General features: G+C 46.3%; 13 protein-coding genes. 9 read left to right on the top strand and 4 right to left on the bottom strand.

Going from position 1 to position 13,802, the window contains the following annotated elements:
• Nucleotides 1–15: 15 nt before the first annotated feature.
• The 3 genes from Q4Q57_RS10655 to rnd all read left to right on the top strand — a co-directional run bounded on the left by Q4Q57_RS10655 (nucleotide 16) and on the right by rnd (nucleotide 3,937).
• A complete protein-coding gene (locus tag Q4Q57_RS10655) occupies nucleotides 16–882 on the top strand; it encodes an alpha/beta fold hydrolase (RefSeq protein ID WP_006086388.1) in 867 nt (288 codons plus the stop codon).
• Between the two features lie 201 nt (nucleotides 883–1,083).
• On the top strand, nucleotides 1,084–2,757 hold the full coding sequence (fadD, locus tag Q4Q57_RS10650) for a long-chain-fatty-acid--CoA ligase FadD (protein WP_261273369.1): 1,674 nt from the start codon (nucleotides 1,084–1,086) through the stop codon (nucleotides 2,755–2,757).
• 70 nt (nucleotides 2,758–2,827) lie between these two features.
• A complete protein-coding gene (gene rnd, locus Q4Q57_RS10645; protein ID WP_311890800.1) occupies nucleotides 2,828–3,937 on the top strand; it encodes a ribonuclease D in 1,110 nt (369 codons plus the stop codon).
• Between the two features lie 138 nt (nucleotides 3,938–4,075).
• Here rnd and minE read toward each other — a convergent pair whose 3' ends face one another.
• The 3 genes from minE to minC are packed head-to-tail and all read right to left on the bottom strand — an operon-like array spanning nucleotide 4,076 to nucleotide 5,838.
• Nucleotides 4,076–4,333 (bottom strand): cell division topological specificity factor MinE, encoded by a 258-nt coding sequence (gene minE / locus Q4Q57_RS10640; RefSeq protein WP_028760193.1) that lies wholly within the window; start codon nucleotides 4,331–4,333, stop codon nucleotides 4,076–4,078.
• A 2-nt stretch (nucleotides 4,334–4,335) separates the two neighbouring features.
• Entirely contained in the window at nucleotides 4,336–5,145 is an 810-nt protein-coding gene (gene minD / locus Q4Q57_RS10635) for a septum site-determining protein MinD (protein WP_006086391.1), read from the bottom strand.
• Between the two features lie 27 nt (nucleotides 5,146–5,172).
• On the bottom strand, nucleotides 5,173–5,838 hold the full coding sequence (gene minC / locus Q4Q57_RS10630; protein ID WP_106650327.1) for a septum site-determining protein MinC: 666 nt from the start codon (nucleotides 5,836–5,838) through the stop codon (nucleotides 5,173–5,175).
• A gap of 123 nt (nucleotides 5,839–5,961) precedes the next feature.
• On the opposite strand from minC, the gene Q4Q57_RS10625 reads away from it, so the two are divergent.
• From Q4Q57_RS10625 to Q4Q57_RS10615, 3 genes are read left to right on the top strand one after another with little or no spacing between them, the layout of a single operon-like run.
• Nucleotides 5,962–6,240: a YcgL domain-containing protein gene (locus Q4Q57_RS10625; RefSeq protein WP_006081364.1), complete on the top strand. Its 279-nt coding sequence runs from the start codon at nucleotides 5,962–5,964 to the stop codon at nucleotides 6,238–6,240.
• Nucleotides 6,241–6,270: 30 nt separating this feature from the next.
• Nucleotides 6,271–7,383, top strand: a complete 1,113-nt coding sequence (locus Q4Q57_RS10620; RefSeq protein ID WP_311890799.1) for a lytic murein transglycosylase — start codon at nucleotides 6,271–6,273, stop codon at nucleotides 7,381–7,383.
• A gap of 52 nt (nucleotides 7,384–7,435) precedes the next feature.
• Nucleotides 7,436–7,876, top strand: coding sequence for a YcgN family cysteine cluster protein (locus Q4Q57_RS10615; RefSeq protein WP_006081366.1), 441 nt, complete (start codon nucleotides 7,436–7,438; stop codon nucleotides 7,874–7,876).
• Nucleotides 7,877–8,072: 196 nt separating this feature from the next.
• Here Q4Q57_RS10615 and Q4Q57_RS10610 read toward each other — a convergent pair whose 3' ends face one another.
• Nucleotides 8,073–9,593 carry a methyl-accepting chemotaxis protein gene (locus tag Q4Q57_RS10610; protein ID WP_311890798.1) on the bottom strand — a complete coding sequence of 507 codons (1,521 nt, stop codon included), beginning with the start codon at nucleotides 9,591–9,593 and terminating at the stop codon, nucleotides 8,073–8,075.
• 469 nt (nucleotides 9,594–10,062) lie between these two features.
• Between Q4Q57_RS10610 and pheS the strand changes: the two genes are divergently transcribed.
• The 3 genes from pheS to ihfA are packed head-to-tail and all read left to right on the top strand — an operon-like array spanning nucleotide 10,063 to nucleotide 13,749.
• On the top strand, nucleotides 10,063–11,046 hold the full coding sequence (gene pheS, locus Q4Q57_RS10605; protein WP_006081368.1) for a phenylalanine--tRNA ligase subunit alpha: 984 nt from the start codon (nucleotides 10,063–10,065) through the stop codon (nucleotides 11,044–11,046).
• 15 nt (nucleotides 11,047–11,061) lie between these two features.
• The gene (gene pheT, locus Q4Q57_RS10600) at nucleotides 11,062–13,449 is read left to right on the top strand and encodes a phenylalanine--tRNA ligase subunit beta (RefSeq protein ID WP_311890797.1); all 2,388 of its coding nucleotides are present in this window, start codon (nucleotides 11,062–11,064) and stop codon (nucleotides 13,447–13,449) included.
• Between the two features lie 3 nt (nucleotides 13,450–13,452).
• The gene (gene ihfA, locus Q4Q57_RS10595) at nucleotides 13,453–13,749 is read left to right on the top strand and encodes an integration host factor subunit alpha (RefSeq protein ID WP_006081370.1); all 297 of its coding nucleotides are present in this window, start codon (nucleotides 13,453–13,455) and stop codon (nucleotides 13,747–13,749) included.
• Nucleotides 13,750–13,802: the final 53 nt, after the last annotated feature.

The raw sequence follows: 13,802 nt of genomic DNA, 5'->3' as shown, positions 1-13,802 counted from the left end.
GACATCAGAGGCATTATGTGGCAATCTCTCGCCCCCCAAAATCAAATCGAATTTGTATTACCTCATATTAAGGTCGCAGGCCGATTATGGGGGGCGAAGGATAAACCTTTACTGCTGGCCTTACATGGCTGGTTAGATAATGCCAACAGTTTTGAACCCTTAGCTGCGCATTTACTCGATTATCAAGTGCTCGCGATTGATTGGCCTGGACATGGCTTTTCGGCGCACCGGCCGGGGCATTACCCGCTGCATTGGATTGATTACTTGTATGATTTGGATGCGCTATTAACGGCATTACCGCAAAAGCCTGTGGCCATGGTGGGGCATTCGCTCGGTGGCATTATTGCCTCTGCATATACGGCGACCTTCCCTGAAAAGGTCAACAAGCTGGTATTGATTGAAGCGTTAAGTCCCTTATCAGAATCGCCAACGCAAGCGAAAGCACGACTAAGGAAAAGCTTCTATCAACACGAGAAGTATTTAACCCAGAAACATGGGCAGGCAAAAATTTACGACAGCATAGAGACCGCAGTGCGGGCGAGGGCACATTTAACAGGACTTGCCGAACCTTGGTGTCGTCTGTTGCTCGAGCGTAATATGCAACCCGAAGGTGAGGGCATAGGTTGGCGCAGTGATCCTCGATTGAGATTAGATTCACCCCAACGGTTAACTTTTGCTCAAGTTGATGCCTTGATGCAGGACATCAATATTGAAACCTTATTAGTGTGTGGCAAACAGGGATTTAGCCAGTTGCAGACCGCCATACCTAAGGCGCGAACCTGGTTCAAACATTTGTCTGAACATATAATCGAGGGCGATCATCATGTGCATATGGACAATGCTGAAGGCGTTGCCCGCTTGATCCGCGAATTCGTTAAATAGGCTGCCTTTGCCGCCCTAAAAAAGACGCTAGGTTTTTTGTTTTTTTTATGTGATGATGATCAAAATTAAAACGCTCGTATGATTTATGACGAGTCAATCAATAACTATAAAATGTAAGCCGGTATTTTAACTCGGTATTTATCGAGTCTTGACGCTTGTATGGATATTGTTTCCGCAGTTGTGGGGATTTAGGAGAGAGTAGTGGATCAGCCTTGGATTAATCATTTGCCAAAAGATGTGCCTGCTGAAATTAATGTGGAGCAGTACTCATCGCTTGTTGATATGTTCGAAACAGCGGTGGCTAAGTATGAAGACCAACCTGCATTTATCAACATGGGTGCCACGCTAACCTATCGTAAATTGGAAGAACGCAGCCGTGCATTCGCCGCGTATCTACAAAATGAATTAAAGCTTGAAAAGGGCGATCGTGTCGCCTTAATGATGCCAAACCTGTTGCAATACCCGATTGCACTGTTTGGGGTTTTACGTGCCGGTATGGTGGTCGTTAACGTTAACCCGCTATATACCCCGCGCGAACTTAAACATCAGTTGATTGACTCGGGCGCCAAAGCCATCGTTGTCGTGTCAAACTTCGCCCGCACCTTAGAAGAAGTGGTCGAACAAACGCCCGTTGAAAGCGTCATTATCACCAGTTTAGGTGATCAATTAAGTGCACCAAAACGCACCTTAGTGAACTTTGTGGTGAAGTACATTAAGAAGCTCGTCCCTAAATACGACTTACCCCACGCACTATCTATGCGCGACACCTTATCAACTGGTCGCCGCATGCAATACATCAAGCCTGAAGTCACTAACGACGACTTAGCGTTTTTGCAATATACAGGCGGCACAACTGGGGTGTCTAAAGGGGCGATGTTGACCCATGGCAATATAGTCGCCAACGTATTGCAGGCCGATGGCGCTTATTCGCCCGCCTTAAACGATGGCAGCGAGTTTGTGGTAACGGCCTTGCCGCTGTATCACATCTTCGCATTGACTGTGAATTGCCTGCTGTTTTTGCACAAAGGCAGCCAGAACTTACTCATCACCAATCCCCGTGATATCCCAGGATTTGTGGCCGAGTTGAAAAAGTATCCTTTCACTGCATTGACTGGGGTAAACACCTTATTTAACGCGTTAGTGAACAGTGATGATTTTTCCCAGTTGGATTTTTCGCGCTTAAAACTCTCTATCGGTGGCGGCATGGCGGTACAAAAAGCCGTCGCGGATAAATGGCAAGCCATCACTAAGACCCGTTTACTCGAAGGTTATGGTCTGACGGAAGCCTCACCTCTATTAACCTGTTGCCCATATAATTTAGATGGTTACAACGGTTCAATTGGTTTCCCTGCACCTTCGACACTCATTCAAATCCGTAATGATGACGGCAAGGTATTAGCCCAAGGCGAAACTGGCGAGCTGTTTGGTAAAGGCCCGCAAGTGATGAAAGGCTATTGGCAACGTCCTGAAGAAACCGCCAAAGTGATCGATACTGACGGCTGGTTAGCCACGGGCGATATTGGTTACATGGATGAGAAAGGGTTCTTCTATATTGTCGATCGTAAGAAGGACATGATCTTAGTCTCAGGCTTTAACGTGTTCCCTAACGAAGTCGAAGAAGTGGTTGCACTGCATCCTAAAGTGATTGAAGTGGCCGCAGTTGGGGTGCCAAACGACGCCAGTGGTGAGTTAGTGAAGGTATTTGTGGTGGCAAAAGATAAATCTTTAACCGCTGAAGACATCATTAAGCACTGCCGTATTCATTTAACGGGATATAAAGTACCGAAGCTGGTAGAATTTAGGGACGAGTTACCTAAAACCAACGTGGGTAAGATCTTGCGACGAGAGCTTAGAGACGAAGCTAAGCGAGCGTAAGATTGAAGCCGGCATTTGCCGGCTTTTGTTTTTATGGACTGTGATTGACCCACAGGATCTGGAGAAGAATTTGTCAGCGTTTCAATATGTGAGTGATGAAGCAAGCCTTAATGCCCTCGTTGCCCAATATAAACAGAGTAAGATACTCGTGTTAGATACCGAGTTTGTTCGTACTCGTACTTATTATGCCAAGTTAGGTTTGATCCAAGCCTATGATGGTAAAACCTTAGCTTTGATTGATCCTGTGGCTTTACCTGATTTAGCCCAGTTTTGGGCGCTGTTATCGGACCCGAATATCGTTAAGCTAGTGCATTCCTGCAGTGAAGACTTAGAAGTGTTTGCCCACTATGGCAAATGTCAGCCTACGCCTTTGTTTGATAGCCAAATTGCCGCCTCTTTGTGTGGTATGGGCCACGGTGTGGGTTATGCCAAGTTAGTAGAAACTTGCCTGGGTGAAGTGATTGATAAAGGCGAGTCGCGTACCGATTGGATCCGCCGCCCGTTAACGGAAGCACAGTTAAGTTACGCCGCGAATGACGTCTTGTACTTGTATCAGCTCTATCCTCAACTTGAAGCGAAACTCAGCGCCCAAGGCCGTTTAGCTTGGTTATATGAGGAAGGGGAAAGGATGACTCAGGGCAGGCTTGCCGATCCTGATCTCGACACGGCTTATTTGAAAGTGAAAAATGCTTTCCAACTGACCGAAATCCAATTGGCTTACCTTAAAGTGCTTGCTAAGTGGCGTCTTGAAAAAGCCTTAGTGCGTGATTTAGCCTTAGGTTTTGTGATCAAAGATCATGGTCTTATTGCATTAGCGAAGAAGCAACCTAAAACTTCGGCTGACTTGTTTAAGCTCAATGACTTGACCGAACAGGAAAAACGCATTCACGGTAAAGATCTATTACGTGTGCTACAAACCGCTGATTTGGTCAATTTACCCGAGTTAGTGGATGTGCTGGCGTTGAAGTCGGGTTACAAATCGGCCTTTAAGGCGATAAAAAGCTGCTTAGTTGAGTTGTGCGAACAGCATGATGTGCCACAGGAAATGCTCGGCTCTAAACGTCATATCCATGAGTTTTTGCAATGGCGTTGGGATAAGCAACAAGGGGATTTACCCGCGGTGTTATGCGGATGGCGAGGCGAGATTGCCGCTGAGTCCCTAGCTAAGCTTGAGGTCTAAGGCTTTTAATCTAGTATTTAAATCTTGCGCGTGAAGTCTTGTACTTTATGCGCAGTATTTGAAACTTATCGATAGCCGAAAAACAGCCAACAAAAAGCGTCATCTTCTTCAGAAGATGACGCTTTTTGCGTAATCGACTTATCTGTCAGGCAATGTGACGTTAAGTTCGAGTACCGACAGGTTCGCGTCGTTTTGATCTAACTGCACAGAAACTTGATCATCAGAAATCGGCACATATTTGCGAATAACGGCAATGATCTCTTGTTTCATCTGTGGGAAATAATCGGGAGTGTCCCTTTGTCCACGTTGATGAGCCACAATGATCTGTAGGCGCTCTTTAGCCATTACCGCAGTGCTAGGCTTTTTCTTGCTTTTGAAATAGTCGAGTAAAGACATAATTAGCTACCAAATATCCGTTGTAAGAAACCTTTCTTTTCTTCCGTAATAAAGCGTACTGGGACATCTTCGCCCAGTAAACGTGCAACTGTGTCACTGTAGGCTAAACCTGCATCACTTTCTTGATCGATAATCACAGGCACGCCTGAGTTAGAGGCTTTGAGTACCGATTGTGATTCAGGGATCACGCCCAGTAATTCAATGGCCAGAATTTCTTGAACATCATCAACACTCAACATTTCGCCCGATTTTACACGGCTCGGTGAATAGCGAGTCAGCAGTAAGTATTCTTTGATTGGCTCAAGGTTTAGCTCGGCGCGGCGTGATTTGCTCTGCAGCATCCCTAAAATACGGTCTGAGTCGCGTACTGAACTGACTTCTGGGTTCGTGGTCACAATGGCGATATCGGCAAAATACAGTGCCATCATAGCGCCTTGCTCAATCCCCGCAGGTGAATCACACAGAATAAACTCAAAGTCTTTGGCTAAATCGTCTAGAACACGGCCAACGCCTTCTTTGGTCAGCGCATCTTTATCACGGGTCTGTGAAGCGGGTAAAACGAATAACTTATCGCAGCGTTTATCTTTGATCAGCGCTTGATTTAAATTGGCTTCACCATTGATCACATTAACGAAGTCATAAACAACACGACGCTCGCAACCCATGATCAAGTCTAAGTTTCGTAAACCTATATCGAAATCAATAACGACTGTCTTGTGTCCTTGCATGGCAAGACCGGTCGCAATTGCAGCACTCGATGTGGTTTTACCTACGCCGCCTTTACCTGAAGTGACAACAATAATTTGTGCCATGTTTCTCTCTATCCTTTGTTCTGCCATTTAGAGGGGCAATGATTCAACCATAAGCGACTCACCGTTTAGGCGAATGCAGCCGCTTTTATCTGAGCTATGTTGTTGTAGATTTTCAGCGAGCCAATATTGCCCTGCTATTGAAACGAGTTCGGCCTCCAGAGAGTGGGCTATGATGACGGCGCTGGTATCGCCCGCCGCGCCTGCCATGGCTTTCCCTCGTAATGCGCCATAGATATGAATGCTACCATCTGCGATGACTTCTGCGCCATTGCCTACCGCACCAAATATGATTAAATCACCATTTTTTGCGTAGACTTGTTGGCCTGAACGAATATTTTGCTTCACTATTTTAGTTTGGCGAGGTGCTGGCGGTGGCGTACTGCTCTGTTTTCCGGCTTTAACTATGGCAAGACCTAAGTCTTTGGCCTGTTTACTGAGTACGGTTGTCGCGCCTGTTATGCCAACAATCACTAATTGACGTGAGATCAACAGATCCTTTAACGCACTTAAATTTAAGCTGTCGTGCTGGATCGCACTCAGATTGACAACTAAAGGAGCACCCAGAAAAAACTGTGGGGCTTGTGCCAACTTACTGTCTAATTCAGTCATGACAGCTTGTAAATCGCTGCTATTAATATGAAGCACTGAAAGAGTAAAAGAAGCGCCTTTTAACTCTAAGCTAGGTTTTGACATCCCGGCACTATTCTCCAGAAATCATCAGTCGGTTCGCTGATTTTACAATTAAATTACTAGGCGACCATGTTATAGTGTGCCCCATTGACTGGCAAGTTTGAACTATTGGATATTTGTACTCTTATGCTATGTGCCGTTTATAAAAGTAGCCGAAAGGCTGATACTTATTTATTTGTGAAGAAAAGAGATTGTTTTGATGATGTTCCAGCGCCTTTGATGGAAATGTTCGGCGTGCCAAAGCTGGTGATGGTGTTTCCTATTGCGAAACGTGACGCGTTAGGCATGGCAGATATTCAAAAGGTAAGAGCTGCGATGGAAGAAAACGGCTTTTATTTACAAATTCCACCACCTCAGGTGAATTTATTGGCAGAGCATAAGCTCAGTCTTGGGATCAAAGATTAAGCCAATAGCATAAAAATAACAGGAAGGTATATGCATCGATACCGTGCTTATCGAACCCAAGCTTATCAAATCAATGCTTACCCAGTTAAGGTTTGTCACTTTGGGGTTTATCAGAATAAGCATTATCGACTCGCCGCATATATCTTCGCTCCCATCAGGGCATTTGTCTGTTTCATCATTTGGCTGAGTGCGTGCAGTTTGCCAGCCATGGCGCAGCAGCCGGATGAGAAAATCAGCTTTAGTGATTATTTAATTCAGCTAAAGCAAGAAGCCCATCTTCAGGGTATCAGCCAAGCGACCTTAGATTTAGCCTTTCCCCAGATCAAACTCTTCAAAAAAGCCCGAGTAACAGACAGCCCCCAGACTGAAAAAACTCACAACCTCGATACTTATCTCGCCGACACTGTGCCCGAGTGGAAAGTTGACACCGCACGGGTGCTGTTTAAAGAGCATGAACAACAACTCAACGCCATCGCCAGCCAATACTCTGTTCAGCCACGCTTCTTAGTCGCGCTCTGGGGGCTTGTCTCCGACTTTGGTGAAGCTTCTGGCGATTATCCTGTGCTATCTGTGACGGCGTCACTGGCCTTTGGCGGCGAGCGCGAAGCTTTCTTCAAAAAAGAGTTTATTGCAGCGCTCAGCATAATGGATAAAGATCATATCGGTTTTCAAGCTCTTAAAAGTCGTTGGAATGGCGCCATGGGACAAACGCAGCTGATGCCAACGGATTATCTTGCCTATGGGCAGGACGGCGATGGCGACGGTAAGAAAGACATTTGGCACAACACACAAGATGCGTTTGCCTCCGCGGCGTATTTGCTACAGCAACTCGGTTGGAACGGCAATGATACTTGGGGGCGACAGGTACAAGTGCCCGCAACGCTTGATTTGGCCGTCGCTGGATTAGATAAACCCCAGTCCTTAGCCCAGTGGCAAACTCTCGGTATTCGCAAGTTTGATCATACCGATTTGCCGTCCCGCGAAGACATCAACGCCTCGCTAATCATGCCCGATGGTGTTACCGGTCGAAAATACCTCGTTTATGGCAATTACCGCGCATTAATGCACTGGCAGAATACCGATTATTTCGGGATTTCTGTCGCGCATCTGTCCGAGAGAATAAAGTATCCGCCGATAAACTAGTGTAAAATAGCCCGCATTAAGCGGGCTTTTTATTGAGAAGATACAGTTAATCATGGCATTTTGGCAGAGCAAAACATTAGCGCAGATGAGCGCAACCGAGTGGGAATCCCTGTGTGACGGTTGTGGTAAATGTTGTTTAAACAAGTTGATAGATGATGAAACCGAAGACTTGTATTACACCAATGCGGCCTGCCTTTTGCTCGATCATCAAACGGCGGGCTGTCAGCATTACAGTGACCGTTTCACCCATGTCCCTCAATGTACTGTGATCACGATTGATAATATCCATGAGTTAACTTGGCTTCCCGACAGTTGCGCATATCGCCGCTTAGCGGCAGGGCGTGAGCTACCGAGCTGGCATCCGCTGCTGACTGGCTCTAAAGAAGCGATGCATTTAGCGGGCATGTCGATCCAAGGCAAAGTGGTCGATGAAAGACGCGTGAAGGATATTGAAGATCATATCGTGCTATGGCCACTCAAAGATGTGGATTAACAGACGTGGATTAATTTTTGCCTTAGCGAAGTAGATTGAAAAGTGAATTATTGGTTGAAACGACACTGGTTGATTGAAAAAACAGTAGTTGATTGGACCGTTACCGTCAGAATGAAAAAACAACAAGGGAGCGATTATCGCTCCCTTGTGCATTTTGGGTGTTAAGTGAATTTAAATTCCATCAAATAATGCTCGACTAGATTTTTAATCCCACCATCAACTGATCAAGTTGCCCAGCTGTTGCTTGCAGCTCATCACAACCTGAAACCGACTGGTTCGCCGATTGCTCCACATCGTGGGACTGGTTGCGGATTTCCATCAGATTAGTCGCAATCTCGTTGGCCACAGCCGATTGTTCTTCGGCCGAGGTGGCGATTAGCACACTCATTTCAAACACTTTATTACTGTGGTGGGCGATAAACTCTAAGTCTTTGCCCGTTTGCAGTACGTGTTGTTTGCCTTCATTCGCTTGACTCACAGTACGCGACATCACTTGGGTTAGATTGCGAGTACCCGATTGCAGCGATTCGATCATGGTTTTGATCTCAACCGTTGCGGCTTGAGTGCGGCCCGCTAAGGTACGTACTTCATCGGCGACCACGGCAAAGCCACGACCTTGTTCACCGGCGCGCGCCGCTTCAATCGCCGCGTTGAGGGCGAGTAGGTTGGTTTGCTGGGAAATCGCATTAATGGTTGATACCACTTCATCAATTTTACTGGCGTTGTCATTGAGTACGCCCACCGCATTCGAGGCTGAGGAGATCTCATCCGATAACACATCGATGGCTTTGACTGTGGTTTCAATGTCTTTACCACCCGCGCTAACCTGTTGATTAGCCTCTTGGGTTTCGGCAGAAGATTGCTCGGCATTGCGGGCGACTTCCTTCACTGCGGCGGTCATTTCTTCCATCGCCGTTGCTAGGGAGTCCAAATGTTGTCTCTGGTTCACCGCTAAGGATTGACCTTGCTGCGCTGTACTACGAAACGAGGACACTACCTCGCGGATTTTCGTTGTCGACTCGGCGATTTGTTTCACTAACAGATGCTGACGCTCCACTAAGGCATCGATACTGATGGCTAAGATACTGAATTCGTCCTTTACCTCGAAGAAGTTTAAACGTCCGGTTAAGTCACCCGATGCGGCCCGTTTTAATGCCATCACTGTGGTATAAAGTGCGCCGCCCACGAAGGTCGAAATGTAGTAACTAAATAAAAATAACACGAACAGAAGCGCCGCCATCAGGCCGTAAACCAGCAGGTTATCTTTGGCGAGCAGGGCATCAATTTCTTTGCTGTCTAAGGGAATAATCGTGATCAGGTTTTGATCGTTAACGCGACTCACAGCTCTAGGTTGCTTACCGCTATCATCAATACCGCCACCGCTGCGAGCTAAGGATTGCGCTTTGCTGTCGGCTTCATTCACCGAAATAATGCTGACATTGCCTTTGATTTCGCGACTTAGCTGGCTAAGGATAGTTTGGCGTTCTTGCTCTGGTAGTTTGTTATATAAGCTGCCTGTGACTTGGTTGATTTGTTGTGACGCATTTTGAAGACCGTTGAGCTGTCCTTGCACTAAGGTTTGCTGGGATTGGTTATCAAGAAAAATCGCCAGTCCAACAATCATTAGCATGGGAACGATAGAGAGAATAGCGAATTTAGTTTTTAAGGTCATATGGATAAGATATTGATCTATCCAGCGAAACTTTACTTCTTTCATGAGTGCCTCGATAAAATGGGCTGTGAACCGAATGTATATCGGTCAGTTTGCCATAGACTTGATAGTTTTCTGTTTTGTAATGATTTATGTTGCTAATGTAGTCTAATTGCAGTCGTTATTGTGTTGTTTGCTGCAATTTTGGCAGGGTACAGGCATTAGTTTACAGTTTAGTTACAAATGCTGCTAGTGGCTGAATAGGGAACTTGTTTCGGTCAGAATTGAGGTTTGGATTTCACCTTGAGCAAAACTCAGGCTCTGAACTGGGGTAACACATGAATTTGCATGATAAAAACCCCCAATAAGCCCTAGTAATATGCCGCTCGCTCGCGTAAAATTTCTATCCTTTTATTTCGTTATAGCTAGCAAAGCGTCTGGCATTAACGCCCGATAACCTGAGCACCCAAATAGCCTGAAAGTTTGGCGCCCATAGCACTTGTTTATCAAGCGCGACTATGCAGTGGAAGAGAAAATGCAGCAGTTAACTGAGATCGTAGAACAAGCCTTAGTCATTATTGACCAGGCCAGTGATCTAAAAGCACTGGATGATATCCGTGTCGATTACCTTGGTAAGAAAGGTAAGATCACCGACATGATGAAAATGATGGGTAGCTTAAGCCCTGAAGAAAAGCCAGCCTTTGGCCAAGCGGTCAATGATGCTAAACAGGCTATTCAACAAAAATTAACTGAGCGCATCGATGGTCTGAAGAGTTCGGAACTGGAAGCCAAATTAATCGCTGAAAAGATTGATGTGACTTTGCCAGGCCGCACCCAAGAGATCGGTGGCTTACATCCAGTGACGCGTACCATTGAACGTATCGAAACCTTTTTCGGGGAATTAGGGTTCTCGGTAAAGCAGGGGCCTGAAATTGAAGATGATTTCCACAATTTCGATGCGCTGAATATCTCTGAGCACCATCCTGCGCGTGCTGATCATGATACCTTTTATTTCAATCCTAAACTGATGCTGCGTACCCAAACTTCGGGCGTGCAAATCCGTACTATGGAAACTGAAAAGCCACCATTACGCATTATTTCTCCGGGTCGTGTTTATCGTAACGATTACGACCAAACGCACACGCCAATGTTCCACCAAGTGGAAGGGCTTTTGGTTGATGAGCATGTGAACTTTGCCGAATTGAAAGGCATTTTGCATGACTTCCTGCGTAACTTCTTCGAAGAAGATCTGCAAGTGCGTTTCCGTCCATCTTACTTCCCATTCACTGAACCTTCAGCAGAAGTAGACGTGATGGGCAAAAATGGTAAATGGCTAGAAGTGCTTGGCTGCGGTATGGTACATCCGAATGTGCTGCGCAGCGTTGGCATAGATCCAGAAAAATACTCTGGTTTTGCTTTTGGTATGGGTGTCGAGCGTTTAACTATGTTGCGTTACGGCGTAAACGATTTACGTGCGTTTTTCGAAAACGACCTACGTTTCCTGAAGCAATTTAAATAACGGAGCTGTAATAGCATGAAATTTAGCGAATCTTGGCTTCGTGAATGGGTAAACCCTTCAGTCAGCCGTGAAGCATTATCCCACCAGATCACTATGGCCGGTCTCGAAGTCGATGACGTTGAAGCCGTAGCAGCCGATTTTAGCGGTGTCGTGATTGGTGAAGTGGTGGAGTGTGGTCAGCATCCCGATGCCGATAAACTGCGCGTGACCAAAATCAACGTTGGTGGTAGCGAACTTATAGATATCGTCTGCGGTGCACCAAACTGCCGTCAAGGTCTTAAAGTGGCCGTAGCTATGGTTGGCGCCGTATTACCTGGCGATTTTAAAATCAAGAAAGCTAAGCTGCGTGGCATGCCATCAGAAGGCATGTTGTGCTCGTACAGTGAGCTTGGCATTAACGTCGAAAGCGATGGCATTATCGAATTGCCATTGGACGCGCCATTAGGCACTGACATCCGCGATTATCTGCAACTTAATGATGCCGTTATCGATGTAGATTTAACGGCTAACCGTGCCGATTGCTTAGGCATGGCAGGCCTTGCCCGTGAAGTGGGCGTGTTAAACCGCCAAGCCGTGGTTGAGCCACAGTGGCAAGCCGTCGCGCCAACGACAGATGCACAGGTCACGATTAACGTTAAGGCGCCAGCCGCTTGTCCACGTTACTTAGGCCGTGTGGTTAAAAACGTCAATGTGAAAGCGCCTACGCCATTATGGATGCAGGAAAAACTGCGCCGTAGCGGTATTCGCTCTATCGATCCTATCGTTGATATCACTAACTTTGTGTTGATTGAATTCGGTCAACCTATGCACGCTTTCGATCTTGCCAAGTTAACGGGCGATATCCAAGTGCGTTTAGGCACTGGCGAAGAGAAAATCACCCTGCTTGATGGCAGCGAAGTGACCATCCCAAGCGATACCTTAGTGATCGCCGATGATGCGCGTCCATTAGCCCTTGCAGGCGTGTTTGGCGGCGAATATTCAGGCGTGAGTGACACGACCCAAGACATACTGCTTGAATGTGCCTTCTTCGCGCCTTTAGCCATTATGGGTAAGTCACGTCGTTTAGGTTTACACACAGATTCATCACACCGCTTTGAGCGTGGTGTTGACCCAGAAATGCAACACAAAGTCATGGACCGTGCGACTCGTTTAGTGCTGGATATCTGTGGTGGTGAAGCGGGCCCTGTAGTTGAGGCTAAATCAGAGGCTGATTTACCCAAACCTGCACAAATCGTGTTACGTCGCAGCAAGTTAGATCGAATTTTAGGTCACCATGTACCAGACACAGATGTGGTCGAAATTTTACAACGTCTCGGCTTTAGTGTGGTTGTGGGCCAAGATAGCTGGCAGGTCACCACTGCGACTTATCGTTTCGATATGGCGATTGAAGAAGATTTGATCGAAGAAGTGGCGCGTATTTACGGTTATAACAATATCCCGAATATCGCACCTGTTGCCGCTCTGCGTATGTCAGATCATAAAGAATCTGACTTAAGCCTAAAACGCGTGCGTGCCTTACTGGTCGCTCGTGGTTTCCAAGAAGCGGTAACCTACAGCTTTGTCGATCCAAAACTGCAAAATCTGGTTCACCCTGGTTTAGACGCTATGGTGTTACCAAACCCAATTTCCAGTGAAATGTCGGCCATGCGCCTGTCAATGTTCACCGGTTTATTGGCCGCCGTTGGCTACAATCAAAGTCGTCAACAGAGTCGCGTGAGACTTTTTGAAACTGGCCTGCGCTTTGTTCCTGATATCAATGCAGAATCCGGTGTAAGACAACAAGCAATGCTCGCTTGTGTCATTACTGGGCTCCAAAATGATGAACATTGGGCTATGGAATCGAAAACCGTTGATTTTTTCGACCTTAAAGGTGATTTAGAAGCAATTATCGGCTTGACAGTTTCCGCATCAGAATTTAGCTTTAGAGGAGCGACGCATTCTGCTCTCCATCCGGGGCAATGTGCTGAAATATTGAGAAATGATCGAGTGATCGGTCATATAGGTGCAATCCATCCTAGTTTGGAGAAGCCTTTTGGACTCAATGGTAAAACCATCGTTTTTGAGTTGGAATTGGATGCTTTATTGCATACCAGTTTGCCGCTAGCCCAAGCTGTATCTAAGTTTCCAGCTAATCGTCGTGACATCGCAGTCGTAGTAGATGAGAGTGTATCTGCAGGTGATGTAATGAAATTGATAAGAAAAGTTGGCGAAAATCAGTTGGTTGGCATAAACTTGTTCGATGTATACTTAGGTAAAGGTGTTGAACCTGGCAAGAAGAGCCTGGCGATAGCACTTACATTACAAGACACTACTCGTACGCTTGAGGAAAAAGAGATTGCTGAGACCGTTGGTTCAGTCGTTTCTGCCCTTAAGTCCGAGTTCAACGCATCGTTGAGGGATTAAAGTATGGCACTTACCAAAGCCGAAATGGCAGAACATCTTTTTGAAACACTCGGAATGAACAAACGTGTCGCCAAAGAGATGGTTGAGTCGTTCTTTGAAGAGATTCGGGGCGCACTTGAAAGTGGTGAGCAGGTCAAGTTATCTGGCTTTGGCAACTTTGACCTTAGGGACAAGAATCAAAGACCGGGAAGGAACCCAAAAACAGGCGAAGATATCCCAATTTCTGCTCGTCGTGTCGTGACTTTCCGTCCCGGCCAAAAGCTGAAAACTCGTGTAGAAGCAGCAAACACGGGTAAGTAATTTCGTTTGTTTGATGGGAAAGCCACTCCTTAGAGAGTGGCTTTCCTGTTTAT

This window comes from Shewanella sp. SP2S2-6, assembly GCF_031931965.1.
Taxonomy (GTDB): Bacteria; Pseudomonadota; Gammaproteobacteria; order Enterobacterales; family Shewanellaceae; genus Shewanella; species Shewanella baltica.
Note: the sequence above shows the minus strand (reverse complement) of the source record. Positions and strands in the feature narration are given on the sequence as shown.